We start from the raw sequence: 15,977 nt of genomic DNA on the forward strand, positions 1-15,977 counted from the left end.
ATTTCTCTCTGATGAGCAAGTAACCTGTAGGCATCAATGTCTGTGCCTTCTGCTCCTGGAAATCACCCGAACCTGAAAGAAACTGTTTCATGCGTGCGCTCACACTTCATGATGCCTTGAGGCTTTTGTTCCTTCTGGGCTCTGGTCTGCTCTGCAGTTTCCTGTCGCCCGAATCTGCAAACGCAGAAGAAACACAGCTCACGCCGCAGGAAACATTTTTCCTCCGCAAAGTCCGCCCCCTGCTCGAACAAAAATGTCTGGGCTGTCATGGTGCGACCCCCGACGACATCAAGGGGGATTACAACATGCTTACCCGCGCTGCACTGATCAAAGGGGGCGAATCGGGTGAGCCCGCGGTGATCGTCGGCAAACCGAAACAGAGTCCCTTCTGGAACGCTGTCACCTGGAAAGATGACAGCATCCAGATGCCGCCACAGGAACGAAACCGCCTGAGTGATACGGAAATCGATGTCATCAAACAATGGATCGCAGACGGTGCCGTCTGGACTGACAAGAGCCTGCCTGCCCCAGGTTCGAGTGACGCCAGTTCTACACGGGAAATCGTCATGTCTACTTCCGGCGGTCAGTCTCCCACCTGGACGAATCGCACATACGAACCGGAAGATGTCTGGGCCTATCAACCAATCCAACGACCGGACGTCCCCTGGCAGGCCCTGACGAAAACACCTGCTTCCCAGCGGCATCCAATCGACGCCTTTATTCAGCGTAAGCTCCAGGAAAAGAAGTTAACTTCCTCTCCCCCCGCTGACCGCAAAACGCTACTCCGACGGGCCAGTTATGATCTGACTGGACTTCCTCCTTCACGTGACAAAATCGATTCCTTCACGAATCAGAAATCCTCCGAAGCCTGGTCGCAGACCATTCAACGTCTGCTGGACAGCCCACACTACGGCGAACAGATGACCCAGATGTGGATCGACATCGTCCGCTACGCCGATACCAGCGGTTTTGCCAACGACTACGAACGTCCCAATGCCTGGCGTTATCGCGATTATCTGGTACGCAGCTTCAATGCCGACAAGCCATACAATCGCTTTATCGTCGAACAGCTCGCCGGCGATGAACTCGATCCCACCGATCCTGAAATGCTGATCGCCACCGGCTTCCTGCGGAGCGGCCCCTGGGAACATACCGGCATGAGCGTCGCCGCAGTCACCCGCCAGCTGTTTCTGGATGACATTACACAAAGTGTTGGCGTCAGCTTCCTGGCACACAGCTTCCGCTGTGCCAAATGTCACGATCACAAATTCGACCCTGTCCCCACCCGCGACTACTATCGCATTCAGGCCGTCTTTGCCCCCGTGCAGTTCGCCGACCGCAAAGTCGCCTACCAGCCATTTGAAAACATCTCCGGCTTCGACCATATGAAGGTTCGCACGGAAAAACTGCTCGCCGAGACAAAAGCACAGCAGGAACAGTTCAAGCAAAAGACCGACGCCGCGATCGCAGCCTGGCTGAAAGAGAACGGCTACAAAAACCTGAAGCAGGTTGCCGCCGACAAACGACCGCCCCTTCGCTGGTTTGGCCTGTCCGAACTCGAAAAAAGCTTGCTCAAAATCAACAACAAACGCATCGACTACTTTGAGCGGGAACTCAAACGCTACGAACCGTACTGCTTCAGCGTCTATAACGGTCCGTCGAATAACTTCCGCTCCACCAAAGCGGTTAACCTGATCCCGGGACCCAAACAGCGAAAAGGCAATGTCGAAGAGATCTTCATTCTCGCCGGAGGTGCCATCACTGCCCCTACGAATAAAGTCACTCCCGGCGTACTGAGTGCCATGGCGGGTTCGAATGACCGTCAGACACCCAACGCCTGGAATACCATTCCCAATACAGCCGATGGACGACGACTCGCACTGGCCCGCTGGATTGCCAGTTCGAACAACACACTCACCGCCCGTGTCATCGTCAACCGCATCTGGCAGATGCATTTCGGCACCGGTCTGGTCGCTACCCCCAACAACTTCGGCCAAAAGGGCGCTAAGCCCTCTCATCCCGAACTGCTGGACTGGCTGGCGACCTGGTTCATGGATCACGGCTGGTCAATCAAACAGCTGCATCACCTGATCATGACTTCCAACACTTATCAGCAGAGCAGTCGACCTATCGATGCGGAGCTGGTCTCGAGCCTTGATTCCAGCAACCAATGGCTCTCCTACTTTCCGACACGTCGCCTGACTGCCGAACAGATTCGCGACTCGTTGCTGACAATCACGGGTGAACTGAATCCGGAAATGGGCGGCCCCGGCGTCTTTCCGGAAATCAACTGGGAAGTCGCACTTCAGCCCCGGCACATCATGGGTTCGGTCGCTCCCGCGTATCAGCCCATGCCTGAACCGAAACAGCGCAATCGCCGGACGCTGTACGCCTTCCGCTACCGAACGCTATCCGATCCGATGCTCGACGTTTTCAATCGGCCCGGAAGTGAAATCTCCTGCGAGCGTCGTGACGAAACCACTGTCACTCCCCAGGTCTTTGCTCTGTTTAATGGACAGTTCACCCATGACCGTGCTATCGCTCTGGCGCATGAAATCAGTCAGAAAAACCAGCCACTGCCTGAGGCTGTTTCGCAGGCCTTCCAGCAGGTGACGCTCCGCACACCGACTCCAGAGGAACTGCAACTGGCGTTGACGCATGTCAAAGAAATGCAGAACTACCACGCCGCCCATCCCACGAAACCAATTCCGCTTCCGCGGGAAGTCAAGCGGTCGATGATCGAAGAGCTGACAGGCGAGTCTTTTACCTGGACCGAAAAACTGGATCTGACCGAAAACTACATTCAGGATCTCAAGCCCTGGGACGTCGATGTCGAAACCCGGGCGCTGGCCGAACTCTGTCTGGTCCTGATGAACTCCAACGAATTCATTTATCTGCGGTAACACAAATATGCACCGATTACAACGACGCGATTTTCTCTATGGCATGGGCGCCAGCCTGGGCACCGTCGCTTTCAATGCGCTGCTGCAGGCCGAACAGAAAACAGAGCCGAAGCAGCAGAACCTGATCGACGGACCGCCGCTCGCCCCCCGCGATCCGCATCTGAAACCGCGTGCCAAAGCCTGCATCTTTCTGTTCATGGAAGGCGGCCCCAGCCACATCGACACCTTCGATCCCAAGCCGGCCCTGGAAAAGCTGCACCTCAAGGAATTCGTCCGCGAAGACAAACAGGTCTCCGCGATGGCCAGCGGTAAACGCTACTACATTAAAAGTCCGTTTAAGCATCGTCAGGCGGGCGAATCAGGGATTTCACTCAGCGAACATTTTTCGCACCTCTCAGAAGTCGCCGACGACCTCTGCGTGTATCACGGCCTGCAGGCGGAATCGATTAACCACCCGACCGCCTGTTACCACATGAATACCGGCAACCGGTTCGGCGGTGATCCCGCGATTGGATCCTGGATGACCTACGGGCTGGGTACCGAAAATCAGAACCTGCCCGCTTTCATCGTCCTCCCCGAAGTGGCCTACCCGCAGGGAGGCGCTGCTAACTGGTCTAACGGGTTTCTGCCCGCTTACTTCCAGGGAACCGCACTCCGTTCGACGGGCTCACCGATTCTCGACCTGAATCCACCTCCAAACGTCACCCGTGCGACCCAGCGTAAAAATCTCGATCTGCTGGCAAAGTTGAATCAGCAGGATCAGCAGCGGCATCCGCACGAAGAGGTTCTCGCAGCCCGCATGGAATCGTACGAACTTGCGTTCCGAATGCAGACCCAGGTTCCGCATATCATCAACCTCGAATCAGAAACCCAGCAGACTCAGGACATGTACGGTCTGGGACAGAAAGAAACTGACAGCTTCGGTCGCCGCTGCCTGTTGGCACGGAAACTCGTCGAATCGGGAGTGCGTTTCGTGCAGATCTACGCTGCTGGCTGGGATTCGCATGACTTTCTGGAACGTTCTCACAAAGCCCGCATGCAGGCCGTCGATCAGCCGATTGCGGCCCTACTGAAAGACCTCAAAGCACGCGGGCTGCTGGATGAAACGCTCGTAGTCTGGACCGGGGAATTCGGTCGCTCGCCCGACAACGGTATCCGCAGTGGCAGACAGGCCGCCGGTCGGGACCATAATGCGAAAGGCATGGCCATGTGGATGGCGGGGGGTGGCGTCAAAGCCGGTCATCGCATCGGGGCCACCGACGAAATTGGCGACCATGCCGTCGAAGTCGTCAACCCGATTCGCAATCTGCATGTCACACTCGAACACATCATGGGACTCGACGACAACCAGCTGACCTACTTCCACGAAGGCCGCTTCAAGGTGCTGAGCCAGACCGGGGGCGCTGTGATTAAAGAGCTGCTCGGCTGAGCAACGTTTCAGTCAGCCGCTATCACTTTCGTCATGCGTTGATGCGGAATTGTCACCGAAATGAACTCATCCCCTTTCGGAATGTAGCCCAGTTTCTCATAAAAGCCAATCGCTTCCCGCCGAGCATCCAGTTCCACAACCTGGAACCCTTGCTGCACCAGACAATCTTCTACCGACTCAACCAAACGCCGACCAATCCCCTGCCCCTGACACTCACCCGACACCGCCATCTGTCTCAGCTTGGCCCTTCGCGAATCAAGAGGCACCGCGAGCACACAGGCGATCAGCTGGCCGTCCTGCTCGATACCGAAATGCAGATATTCCGATTCGGGCGACAGATCCTCCGACTGCAGATCGAGTCCCAGCGGCAGACGCAGCACCTGGTTCCGCAGCACACACGCCTGCGCATACCAGCGAGACTGAAAAGAGATCTCCAGAAAGGACATTGATTTACAGCTCCACATCAGGCTTGAGGTTCGGTATCCGCAATTTTTTTCTCCTCGTCGGGTTCGATGTCCGACTGATCATTGATGATCCGCGCACTTTGCAGGTGATGCACCGTTCTCCAGAGATGGTAACTGATGCGATACAGCCAGCGGTAGGAGTCCAACTGATTAAGTACATATTCAAAATCGTCCCCCGAACGGGACGCGGCCTCAGTAAACCGGCGGCGGACCGACTTCTGGTCCTGATCCAGTTCGCGCGCACAGTCTTCCAGCGGCTGCTCGTCCATTAATTCATTGCGATCCTCGAACGCCGTTTCAGTCTCAACGAACAGTTTCGTCAGCCGCTGCACGACCTTTTGCAGATCTTCCACATCAACAGTCGCGTCCAGTCGCTCGATTTCGTTGAAGCGTCTTGTGAGACGTCGAATGTGGTCCAATGCCAGCACGACTTCCTGATAACTGCGTAACGTCTGCGAATCTGATTTCGACACATTGATTCGCCTCAGGTAATCTTCCGTGATTGTCAACGTCTCATGTGTCTGTTCCGTCATCGAAGAAATATCTGCCCGGTCTGCTTCATCGGTAAACAACCCGTGAAACAGATGCAGCACATCCTGAAAAACTTCGGTTAACGTCGAGCGCGACGCTTCAATCGCCACGTTGGGAGTCTGGATGAATGACTCTTCCAGGCGTTCCACCTGGTCGTTCACCGCATCAGGCACCAGCCAGCAGAGGACGCGAATCACCTGGCTGGATAACGGAGCCAGCATCAGGATCCCCACCAGATTAAACAGGCTGTGAAAGAGAACCAGTCCGATTTCCGGGGAGAAACGATTCCCCTGGTTCACGTAAGATTGCCAGACCCACATATAGAGCGGAATCAGCAAGTAAGCCACACAGGAGGTCGTTGTATTAAAGAGAACATGCGCAAATGCGGTTCGTCGCGCCGTCACGGAACCTCCCAGCGTGGCGATCACCGCGGTGACGGTTGTCCCCATATCGAAACCGACCACCATCGCGACCCCCTGCGTCAGCGAAATCGTACCAGTATGCACGGCGGTAATTGCCATCGCCATTCCCGCGCTGGACGACTGCGTGACCATGGAGATCCCCATGCCAATCAAAATCAACAGGACTCGCCCCAGCCAGTCATCTGCGGGAAACGATTTCGGCGTGACCGTATCCGTCAGTCCGGACATCCCGGCCTGCATGTTATCAATGCCGACAAAGATCAGACCAAAGCCGGCCAGCGCGAAACCGATCATCCCGACCCGCTTGCGGGCAAACATGTACATCAGGGTTCCGACCAGAATCAGGGGAAAAGCGATCTGTCCCAGCTTCAATTTGAAACCGAAGACCGCCACGATCCAGCCCGTCATGGTTGTGCCCAGATTGGCACCAAAGATGATCCCCAGCGACTGTGATAAAGAGAGCAGCCCCGCACTCGCAAAACCCACGGCGGTGACCGTGGTGGCACTTGAGGATTGCAGTACAGCCGTCACAACCGCACCGGTAGCAATTCCGCTGGGCAGATTCTTCGTAAACTTCGCGATCATCCGGCGGATCGTATCGCCCGCCAGTTCCTTCAGACCGCTGGTCAGGATGACCATCCCCAGCAGGAACAGCCCCAGGCCTCCAAGTGCATTGAGAATCTCTAAACCCATAGATCGTCCGGCGGTGCCCAATCAAAGCGCGTTATTCAGACTCAGCTGATTCCAGTTCATTTGAATCAGCTATTCTATCACAAAACACGATCAGATCGAGGCTGTTTTCCGTCTACCAGGCGGTCCAGCCACCATCGACCAGCAGGTTCTGGCCTGTGATATAACTGCTCGCCTCGCTCGCCAGGAAGACGACTGCTCCCTTCAGTTCGGCCGGTGACCCCATGCGGCCCATCGGACTGTGCTCGCTCAATCTCTCGGCCAGGCCCGCGGGTGCTTTTTCAGAGGGAAACGGTCCCGGGCTCAGGCAGTTGACCCGTACGCCATCTTTGGCCCAGTAGACCGACAGATGCCGCGTCTGATGAATCAGTCCTCCCTTCATCGTGTGATAGGCCACGGGACTGGCTGCACAGATCCCCTCGTACGCTTCAGGATAAGAACCGACCACGCCGTACATCGAACCGATCATGATCACGCTTCCCCGGGCTTCTCGCGCGACGAGGTGATCACGCAATTTGCGGGCCAGCAGAAAATAGCCGGTCGCATTCTGCAGGTGACGGTTAAACGCATCCGCAGTCACATTCCGCCAGTCTTCCCCCACCGGGTCATTGCCGTTATTCACCAACACGTCGATCTGCCCGGCTGCTTCCAGAGCTGCTGCAAACCCCTCTTCAATCGAATCGGCTTCCATATGATCCAGGGCGACTCCCAGGTGCCCCACACCGTTAGGATCGGGTAGTTCCGAAGCCGTCTGCTCAGCCCGTTCCTGGCTGCGGCTGCTGACCACCAGCCGTGCCCCGGCTTCGGCCAGTCCCCGCGACATCGCACCTCCGAGGTAACCACTCGCACCGGAGATTAAAATCGTCTTGCCGGTAAGATCAAACAGCTGCTGTATCGTGGGTTCATCACTTGGTTGCATAACGAATCCTGTTTTCAGGTAGAAAAACTCAATGTGTAAGGTAGTGCGCCGGTTCGACCCAGGCACGCTGTTCGACAGATTCCAGAATCGAAAGATTTACCGCCAGCGTCTGCAGTCCTTCTTCCAGCGAACAGAGCGGCGGACAGAAATCATCGAGATAATCGAGAAAGGCACTCGCCTGTCGCGAAAAGAGTGTGTCCCGTTCCAGCGTTTCCTGGTAACCGACGACCCACTCCCCCTCCGGCTCAGTAACGTGACGATACCAGCTTTTCTGATACTCAAATCGGAGCATGCCCCGTTCGCAGATCACAGTAATACTCGATTCATTGGCCGGTTGATGCTGATTCAGACTGAAGTTGCCCAGTACACTTCCCTGGCGGGTAATTACGTGTACGGTGTCTTCCACGTCCACACCTTCCAGCACCTGATGTGCGTAATCCGCCACCAGGGCTTTGACCGGTCCCACCAGGTATTCGCCAGCATTCATCGAATGCGTCAACGCATCCTGCACCGCCCCTCCACCGGTCGCGCGCGACTTGTAATAGATGTCGCGATACGCGGGCCGATAGGTGGGAAAGTTCTGACCGGAAACCACAACCAGTTCTACGGGTTTGCCATAGCGGCCCGTATCCAGATCAGCCTTCATCGCTGCCAGCGCGGGATGAGCGCGATAGACATAAGCGATTCCCGCTTTTTTCTGTTTCTCTTTCAGCAGCTTCTGCAGATCGGCTACACCGTCCACCGACGTGCTCAGGGGCTTTTCGATGAACACGTCCAAACCCGCTTCAACGACCCGTTGCGCCATTTGAATATGCAGGTGCGCTGGAGTCGCGATGACCGCAAAGTCATGTGGCTCCGCCAGTGCCGAGTCCAGATCCGCATACTGAGTTTTCACAGAATATCGCTCGGCGACCTGCTGGCGCAGGTCGGAGTTCAGTTCACAAATCGAGATATCGACACGGTCCGTCGCCTGGAAACAGCGCAGATGCCGTTCTCCAATTGAACCGACTCCGACTACCAGTAATCGTCTACGCTCTTTCATGATTTACTTCTCAGGAACCAGAGGGGCGGGAGCAAGCGCATTTCGCAGAAACTCAGAACTCGATTGGGGGCAACTCTACCTGTATCATAAGACAGTCAGCGAACCGGGCAATGAATCTCTGGTGAAAAATCAGGAAAGTCGACGAGAGAACCCGGTCGACCTTCCTGAGCGAATCGCAAGTGAATTTACATTATTTCACGAACTGCAGTGAATACAGATCGGCATCTTTCATCACAAACTTCAGGCGTACCGGTTTGCCACTGAGTGAAGAGACATCGGAGCCCCCTTTCCAGGTGACGATCCGATTGATCTCGTTTCCGATCTGCTCACGTGCATCAGCGAGAGTGAAACCGGGAATCGGCTTACCGTTTTCATCCTGGATCTCGACTTTGATGCCTCCTGCTGCAGACGTCGAAAAGTTGATCGACAGTTCAGAGCCGTCAAAAGTCAGCGGCTTCGTTACTAATTCCCCGCCGGCATAGTCAGCCCGTACGGAAGCAAAACCATCCAGACGCAGCGAATAGCGACGCAAATGCGCGGTAGGCTGCGCATAATCCTGATTCACATACACCGACATTTCTGCCGGCCCGGTCTGAACCACGTTCAATGCAGGATAGTTCGTCCGAGAGACCCAGTTCTGAGCGCCGATGCCCCCGGTGATGAATCCACTCAGAAAAGTACGATCATACATGTTACCGCCGCGAGTCGTCATCAGAATCGCATCGGACGTATCTTTGAAGTAGCGGGGATGCACGCCGATTTTTTCTGCTTGCTCATCGGTCAGCACCTGCCGCCCGGGCATGAAGCGGGCCGCGACAGCCAGATAAATATGAGGTGCCCGGAAATAGGGATGGGTCTGATTGGTATAGAGATGTTCGATCGGCGATTTGTCGCCCCGATGCGTGTATTCCATCAGCACCGGTTCGGACCAGTGAATGAAATCGTCACTCTCAGTCCGGGCAATCCGACGGAGTTTATCTTTGAACACCCGGAAGTAGCTGATGTATTTTTTCTCCACCGGGGACCAGAACGCGACGTTCTGAGAATCAAACATATAAGGAAACGGCACCATCTCTTTGGAGATCACGGTTCCCGCAGGATGCTGTTTCCAGTGAATCCCGTCCGGCGAAGTGAACGCGACCAGGCCGCTTTTCATCGTCCCGCCCAGCGCCTTGTAGCGTTCCGACTCAGGAACTCCAGGGCGTGTATCCAGGAACGGGCTGAGATTATGCGTCATCGGAGCCGCGTCAGCCAGGATGATGTTGTTCTTTTTGAAACCCTGCTTTTCGAACAGAGAAAACTCGGGCTTGGTCCAGTGAATCCCATCCTTCGATTCCGCATAGCAGTAGACTTCTCCGGTGTCGCCGTCCGCTCCCGCCTGGGGGCGTCCCCGGTAGTAAGCGCGATACAGGTCGCCATCTTTAATGATCGTGCAGTATCCGCAGAACAGTCCTTCCCATGGCTTATCGAATTTCAGAACGACGCCTTCATCAACAGGCTGATGCAGTCGCAGGCTCACGTTTTTCATTTTGCCGATCAGATAGTCATCCACAAACAGCTCGCGGTGATCCCCGATCGGGAGCGGCTTTTTCTCGCCTGCCTGCAGGCCGACAACATTCAGACTTCCCACAAAAAACAGCATGAACAGCAGCAATGGTCTCATGTGAATCTCCCGTCTCCTGAAAAGACATCTTGTATCTTTAGAAAAGCATTCCTGTCTGGCACCAATTCAGATTATTGACATTACGAGTATATGCATTGTTGACACCACACAAACAACTTGTATCATATTTAAATACAAGTAACGTCAAACCCTGCTTTTTTCAACCCTGATCTGAGAAATTCTCGCGGCCATGACAGCACGTGCCCCGGATTCACAACAGACCAGCCCTGCAACCTCGCTCCCCGGCAAGCAGCGCCCGAAATACCTGCAGCTGGTGGAACAGCTCATGGAGCAGATTACGCAGGGCGAACTCAAGCCCGGAGCCGCACTGCCCTCGGAGCACCAGCTCTGTGAAACGCATCAGCTGGCGCGAACCACTGTCCGTAATGCGATGCAACTGCTCGAAGAACAGGGCTGGATCAACCGCATTCACGGCAAAGGTTCGTTCGTCAGTACGAAACCGCCGATCCCCATTAAACAGCAGCTCGATATTTTCGCTTTCGTACTCCCGGAAGTGCGTACCGGCTTTTATCCGTCATTGCAGCGGAGTTTCGAACAGGCAGCCGCCCTCACCCAGAACCAGGTGCTCGTCTGCTGCACGGAAAATAAAGTCGACATGCAGGGCAATACGATCCTGCAACTCATCGACAAACACGTTGCCGGTGTGGCCCTGGTCCCCGCGACCGTTCCCCCGACCCCCGCGTACCAGGTGCGACAACTGCAACAGCATGGCATTCCCGTTGTCTTCTGCCACCGGGACGTCGAAGGTATTCAGGCCCCCCTGCTTTCCATCCCCTTCCGTGAAGTCGGTCTGCTCGCCGGACAGACACTGCTGGAACAGGGACATCGTTCGATCGCGCTGTTTTCCCCCCACCGTGCCACCGCCTCGATTGAATACGAAACCGGACTCCGCGAAGCCCTGGCTACCAGTCCTGATTCTTGTCCGGAACCGTTCATCTTTCACGGCCCCAGTTCGCAGCTGCATCCGATTGACTATGAACCGGATCTTCTCAACACCCTGGAGCTCATGTTCCAGCGTCCCGATCCCCCCACGGCGATCTTCGCGACCTTCGACTCACTGGCCGAGCTGATTTACCTGCTGCTCGGCAAACTGGGAAAGCGCGTTCCGGAAGACGTCTCCCTGCTCGGGTTTGGTGGCACGGTCCGCCATGGCGCAATCCAGAGCCGGCTCTCTTCAATCACTGTCGATGAAGTCGCCATTGGTAGAAAAGCAGCTGAGCTGCTGACCCAGATGAAACAGGGAGAACTTCCCATCGATTCTGCGGAAGTATTTCCCATGCCCATTAACACCAGCGCCGGACAGACACTGGGACCACCCCCAGCTCAATAACAATTCCCCAACTTCGCCCCGATGAGGCCTCAACCATGCCTGCCAGACTGTTCTCCCCACGTATCCCATTGACCACTCCCCTGTGGTTCGCACTCTGTCTGCTCTACTTACTTACCTGGCAACCACCTCAACTGGCAGCCCAGGAAACCCCAACACTGGAACAGAAACTCGCCGGGCTCCCGCAACCCTGGCAGGAAAAGCTGCATCGGCTGACACTCAAGGAATACACGGAAACGCTGAAATACTGGGAGGAAACCCATCCCGATCTGGTTCAGGTCGACCGAATCGGCGTGACACTCGAAGGCATTCCGCTCCCCATGCTGAAAATCACCGACTCCAAAACCGACCTGAAACTGAAACAGATCTGTCTGGTCACAGCCCTGCATGGCGGTCCCGAACGCAGTGGCACAACCACAGTGCTGCACTTTGTTGAATGGCTGCTCAGCGATGATCCAGAGGCCGTACGCACCAGACAGAATCAACTGCTGCTGATCATCCCGATCATCAACCCGTATGCTTACTTCGAAACGGATCGCTTTGGCAATTCCCAGAAAATCGATCCCTACACCGGAGGTGGCACCGCCAACTGGGATCTCAAAACCCTGCAGTTCAAACTGCCGGAAAAATCGCCGGAAGTCATGGCGGTCCTGTCCGTCGTCGATCAGTTCAAGCCTGACGTCCATGTCGATGTGCACGGAACCGGCCTGCAGGAATACAGCCCCGAACAACTGGGCTCCCGAGAGCGCTACCGCGGTCAGACGATGTTTGAAGTCACCGGCTCCGCTTATTCGAACATGTCGCTCCGTCCCTGGGACTGGCGGATCACCGAAGCCATTAACCAGGCGGGAGAAGCAGCGGGGTACGGTTACGATCGCTTCGAAGCGGACGCCCAGCGTCTCTTCTGGGGCACTTCCCTGACGGCAATCTCCAATCGACTCTGGCTGGGACGCCCCCAGTTCTACACCGCGCATTACGGCTATGCCCACTATCATACCATGCTGATGGCGTTTGAAGTCGGTTGGGAACAAAGCGGACTGGCGCGGCTGAAAGGCCTGATGCAGATTGGCAACCAGCGTTGGGATGAAGATTATCATCCCGGCTACCCCGTCAATCGCGTCAACAGTTATATCGGCCACTTCGTCAGTGCCTGGGGTCCCACCGCCCAGGCCCGTCGTCAGAGCCGGGTCGAACTCTGGAAACAACAGCCCCGCTTCTCCCAGGCCGTTCTCTATCCGCAGACCGCCGGCCGGGATACCTATTTCGTCGCCACATCCCAGAAAGCAGCTGAGCTACTCTCTGCCGACATCACTGAACTCCTCGAAAATATCAAGGACGTACCTGGCATCGACCAGAGCTCACTCAAGTCAATCATCAACGCGGGACCGGAAATCAAAATCGCCGTCAGCAAAGGACGTGCGCCAGAACCGGAAGAACCGTCCATTCAGCAGGGCATTTCGTTTCAACTCCGTCTCCCTTATCAACGCCCGGAACTCGTCGACATCAGACTCAACGGGCATCTGCTGGAAAAAAGCGAAACAGACGGCTATGTCTCCTGGCCCGGGGCCGGTTTCACGCATGTGCAGATCAATGTGCCTCCGGAAAAATCCAGTAAAACTGAACTGTACCTTGTCACCTGCCTGTATCACCCGCGGGAAACCAGAACCTATGGCTGGAAGCCTCCTGCCCCGGTCCTGGACCGCATTCAATCGGAAAAATAACTCGACCTTCACAACTCAAAGGAAGACCTCATGAAAAACGCCTCGCTCCTCTGCGTCGCCTGCCTGGTCCTGCTCTGTCTGGCAGCGCCACTACAGGCCAACGACAAACCGGTTCAACTGAAGCTGGAAAGTGTCCAGAAAATCTGGGACAAAGACCCACACAACGCCTTCACCGGACTGACCCGCTTCAAAGACAAATGGTACTGCGTGTTCCGCACGGGGAAAGCACATGTCTCCCCCGACGGTGCCCTGCAGGTCCTCGAATCCAAAGATGGTAAAGACTGGAAACCGGTCGCCCGTATTACCTCCGAAACCGCTGACCTCCGCGATGCAAAAATCAGCGTCACGCCCGAGGGGCAGCTCATGCTCAGCGGTGCCGGGGCCCTGCACCAGCCTGCCCCCTATCGGCACCAGTCAATGTCCTGGTTCTCCGATGACGGCAAGAACTGGTCCAAGGCACACATCATCGGCGATCCCAATCTCTGGCTCTGGGGGAATAAGTGGCACGATGGAGACGTCTACAGCATCGGTTATCATACCGGTAAGGAAGGCCCTCGCTTCACTCGCCTTTACAAGAGCAGTGATGGCAAGAATTTTGAAACGGTTGTCGACAAGCTGATTGACGAAGGGTACTCCAACGAGAGCTCCCTGGTCTTTACGAAAGACAACACCTGCTACTGCCTGCTCAGACGGGACGGAAAAGGTGCCACCGGCCTGCTCGGTGTTTCGAAGCCCCCCTACACCGAATGGGAATGGAAGGACCTTGGAATCAAGATCGGCGGACCGGAACTGTTCCAGTTGCCCGACGGTCGCTTCCTGGCCACCGTGCGCCTCTACTCCCCCAAAGTGCGGACATCAATCTGCCAGCTCGACGTGGAAAACGGTAAGCTCACCGAACTGCTCGCGCTCCCCAGTGGCGGTGATACCAGCTACGCGAACATGGTCCTGCATGATGGCCTGCTGAACGTGAGCTACTATTCCAGCCACGAAGGCAAAACCTCGATCTACTTTGCCAAAGTCAGTTATAAATAAATGCAGCTAGTCTGACTGTGGCCTGCAATCGAAACGGGAGCATGAACCAGATTCACTGCTCCCGTTTTTATTTGCACTCACCGAGCGATACTACAACAACGCAATCAAAATCGGTGCCAGCAGTGTTACCAATACCAGAGCCACCGGATAGACGGTTGCATAACTCGTCGCCGGCACACTCGAATCAATGGCAGAGGTGACCGCTCCCAGACCGGGTGTGGATGTCATCGCGCCACACAGCCCCCCGGCCGTCTCCAGCAGATTCAGACGCAGCCAGTACCGCGCCGCGAGAAACCCGGACAAGAGTGGCACCACAACCACCACCGCTGCGGCCAGACACATTGTCAATCCGTTTGCGCGGACCACTTCCACGAAATTACCACCTGCCTGACACCCCGCCTGTGCGAGAAAGACCGTCAGTCCGAGTTCACCCAGCAACAACCGGCCAGCGCGTGGCATGCGAACTGACAATCCACCAAACTGGCCGAAGTGCCCCAGCAGCAGTCCGACCAGCAACGGTCCTCCGGCCATACCCAGAGAAAACGACTGATCTCCCAGCGACAGACTCAGCCTCCCCAGGATCATCCCCAGTATCAGTCCGCCCGCCAGGATGATGAGGTCCGTTTCATCCGCAGTGCGAGCCCGGTGACCAACGGCCGTCGCAAAACGTTCCAGATCCTCCGGCTCACCCACCGCACGCAAAATATCTCCGAAATGCAGAGTCTGTTCTGAACCGGGAACGAACTCAATATTCTGACGGGTAATACGGGCTATCGTCACACCAAAGCGGGACCGAAAATGCAGATCCTTGAGTGTGCGTCCCACCACCTCTTTTGACGTAATCACAATATTACGACGCTGCCGCTCCACATCGAGTACGTATTGCGCGTCGGGACAGCGGGTTCCCAACGCTTCAATTACAGTTTCGATCTGCCCCGTCCGGCCGATGACCAGCAAGAGCTGTCCCAGTTCCAGTTGAAATTCTTTTGGAATCGGTCGCGGTTGCCCCTCCACGATCAATCGTGAAACCTGGCAGTTCGATTTCGCCAGAATGGTCACGTCCCGCAGCCGCTTCCCCACCAGATTTCTATTCTGGACTTCGACCACTTCGCGAATGATGTCTCCGCGGGCCGCAGTCGATTCGTTCAGGACGCGTTCAATTCCACCGGGAAACCAGCGGGGCAGAATCTGAATGAATAGAATCACCCCGATCACGCCAAAGGGGTAGGCGATTCCGAATCCAACCGCGACATCCGAACCAGCGGGCAGCTTCTCTGTCGCCGCTGCGAGCGCCGGCGTACTCGTCAGGGCCCCCGCAAACAGGCCACTCGCCAGATCAGGACTCAACTTAAAGAGACGCCCCATGAGCCAGACGGCCAGCAGAGCCGAACTCATCATGACTCCGGCCAGCAGCGCCAGCGCTTTGCCACGATTCAGAAACATCTGTAGAAAACTGGGCCCCGCACCGATGCCCAGGCAGTAGATGAACAGGACAACCCCCGCCAGCCCCGCCTCGGGCGCAACCTGGTAACCCCAGTGCCCTGCGAGCAGACCGGCGAAGATCACACCCGAACTTCCCAGCGAAATTCCACGGACCGAAATTTTTCCCAGTATCAGACCGCAACCGATCACAGCAAATAAAACGACAATCTCTTCGATGGCTCTGCACCTTTCCCTGGCCTCCGGAGCGCTAATTGAATGCCCGCACTATAGTCAACAGACAAGCTCAGTTCTACGTATTCATTAAATATCACTGATAAATACCAGGATCTCCCCCGTTTCCAGAGGAAATCTTGTCAGCATTTCCCGAACC

Annotated in this window: 11 protein-coding genes; 5 read left to right on the forward strand and 6 right to left on the reverse strand. The window is 55.9% G+C overall.

Annotation, left to right across the window (positions count from 1 at the left end; all coding sequences use genetic code 11):
- The first annotated feature begins 89 nt into the window (after nt 1-89).
- Complete coding sequence (locus F1728_RS08025) at nt 90-2,903, forward strand: PSD1 and planctomycete cytochrome C domain-containing protein (RefSeq protein WP_155363680.1); 2,814 nt, start codon at nt 90-92, stop codon at nt 2,901-2,903.
- A gap of 7 nt (nt 2,904-2,910) precedes the next feature.
- Nucleotides 2,911-4,332: a DUF1501 domain-containing protein gene (locus F1728_RS08030; RefSeq protein ID WP_155363681.1), complete on the forward strand. Its 1,422-nt coding sequence runs from the start codon at nt 2,911-2,913 to the stop codon at nt 4,330-4,332.
- Between the two features lie 8 nt (nt 4,333-4,340).
- On the opposite strand, the gene F1728_RS08035 is transcribed toward F1728_RS08030, so the two are convergent.
- The 5 genes from F1728_RS08035 to F1728_RS08055 all read right to left on the reverse strand — a co-directional run bounded on the left by F1728_RS08035 (nt 4,341) and on the right by F1728_RS08055 (nt 10,063).
- Complete coding sequence (locus F1728_RS08035) at nt 4,341-4,778, reverse strand: GNAT family N-acetyltransferase (protein ID WP_194242738.1); 438 nt, start codon at nt 4,776-4,778, stop codon at nt 4,341-4,343.
- 17 nt (nt 4,779-4,795) lie between these two features.
- Nucleotides 4,796-6,442 carry a Na/Pi cotransporter family protein gene (locus F1728_RS08040; RefSeq protein ID WP_155363683.1) on the reverse strand — a complete coding sequence of 549 codons (1,647 nt, stop codon included), beginning with the start codon at nt 6,440-6,442 and terminating at the stop codon, nt 4,796-4,798.
- A gap of 112 nt (nt 6,443-6,554) precedes the next feature.
- The gene (locus F1728_RS08045) at nt 6,555-7,358 is read right to left on the reverse strand and encodes an SDR family NAD(P)-dependent oxidoreductase (protein WP_145439445.1); all 804 of its coding nucleotides are present in this window, start codon (nt 7,356-7,358) and stop codon (nt 6,555-6,557) included.
- Between the two features lie 28 nt (nt 7,359-7,386).
- A complete protein-coding gene (locus F1728_RS08050) occupies nt 7,387-8,400 on the reverse strand; it encodes a Gfo/Idh/MocA family protein (protein ID WP_155363684.1) in 1,014 nt (337 codons plus the stop codon).
- 190 nt (nt 8,401-8,590) lie between these two features.
- A complete protein-coding gene (locus F1728_RS08055) occupies nt 8,591-10,063 on the reverse strand; it encodes a glycoside hydrolase family protein (protein WP_155363685.1) in 1,473 nt (490 codons plus the stop codon).
- Nucleotides 10,064-10,253: 190 nt separating this feature from the next.
- Between F1728_RS08055 and F1728_RS08060 the strand changes: the two genes are divergently transcribed.
- Genes F1728_RS08060 through F1728_RS08070 form a run of 3 tightly spaced genes read left to right on the forward strand, consistent with a single transcriptional unit; the run spans nt 10,254 to nt 14,164 of the window.
- Nucleotides 10,254-11,414, forward strand: a complete 1,161-nt coding sequence (locus F1728_RS08060; protein WP_155363686.1) for a GntR family transcriptional regulator — start codon at nt 10,254-10,256, stop codon at nt 11,412-11,414.
- 35 nt (nt 11,415-11,449) lie between these two features.
- Nucleotides 11,450-13,132 carry a M14 family zinc carboxypeptidase gene (locus tag F1728_RS08065; RefSeq protein ID WP_155363687.1) on the forward strand — a complete coding sequence of 561 codons (1,683 nt, stop codon included), beginning with the start codon at nt 11,450-11,452 and terminating at the stop codon, nt 13,130-13,132.
- Nucleotides 13,133-13,162: 30 nt separating this feature from the next.
- Nucleotides 13,163-14,164, forward strand: a complete 1,002-nt coding sequence (locus F1728_RS08070) for a sialidase family protein (protein ID WP_155363688.1) — start codon at nt 13,163-13,165, stop codon at nt 14,162-14,164.
- A gap of 90 nt (nt 14,165-14,254) precedes the next feature.
- Here the strand turns inward: F1728_RS08070 and F1728_RS08075 are convergent, their stop codons facing one another.
- Nucleotides 14,255-15,796 (reverse strand): aspartate:alanine exchanger family transporter, encoded by a 1,542-nt coding sequence (locus F1728_RS08075; protein ID WP_194242739.1) that lies wholly within the window; start codon nt 15,794-15,796, stop codon nt 14,255-14,257.
- Nucleotides 15,797-15,977: the final 181 nt, after the last annotated feature.

This window comes from Gimesia benthica (genome assembly GCF_009720525.1).
In the GTDB taxonomy this organism is placed as follows: Bacteria; Planctomycetota; Planctomycetia; order Planctomycetales; family Planctomycetaceae; genus Gimesia; species Gimesia benthica.

What these genes read in the sequence shown, in the direction of transcription:
- F1728_RS08065 (WP_155363687.1), top strand. Translation starts at nt 11,450, where the DNA reads ATGCCTGCCAGACTGTTCTCCCCACGTATCCCATTGACCACTCCCCTG.
- F1728_RS08055 (WP_155363685.1), bottom strand. Translation starts at nt 10,063, where the DNA reads ATGAGACCATTGCTGCTGTTCATGCTGTTTTTTGTGGGAAGTCTGAAT.
- F1728_RS08025 (WP_155363680.1), top strand. Translation starts at nt 90, where the DNA reads ATGCGTGCGCTCACACTTCATGATGCCTTGAGGCTTTTGTTCCTTCTG.
- F1728_RS08040 (WP_155363683.1), bottom strand. Translation starts at nt 6,442, where the DNA reads ATGGGTTTAGAGATTCTCAATGCACTTGGAGGCCTGGGGCTGTTCCTG.
- F1728_RS08030 (WP_155363681.1), top strand. Translation starts at nt 2,911, where the DNA reads ATGCACCGATTACAACGACGCGATTTTCTCTATGGCATGGGCGCCAGC.
- F1728_RS08060 (WP_155363686.1), top strand. Translation starts at nt 10,254, where the DNA reads ATGACAGCACGTGCCCCGGATTCACAACAGACCAGCCCTGCAACCTCG.
- F1728_RS08070 (WP_155363688.1), top strand. Translation starts at nt 13,163, where the DNA reads ATGAAAAACGCCTCGCTCCTCTGCGTCGCCTGCCTGGTCCTGCTCTGT.
- F1728_RS08045 (WP_145439445.1), bottom strand. Translation starts at nt 7,358, where the DNA reads ATGCAACCAAGTGATGAACCCACGATACAGCAGCTGTTTGATCTTACC.
- F1728_RS08050 (WP_155363684.1), bottom strand. Translation starts at nt 8,400, where the DNA reads ATGAAAGAGCGTAGACGATTACTGGTAGTCGGAGTCGGTTCAATTGGA.
- F1728_RS08035 (WP_194242738.1), bottom strand. Translation starts at nt 4,778, where the DNA reads ATGTCCTTTCTGGAGATCTCTTTTCAGTCTCGCTGGTATGCGCAGGCG.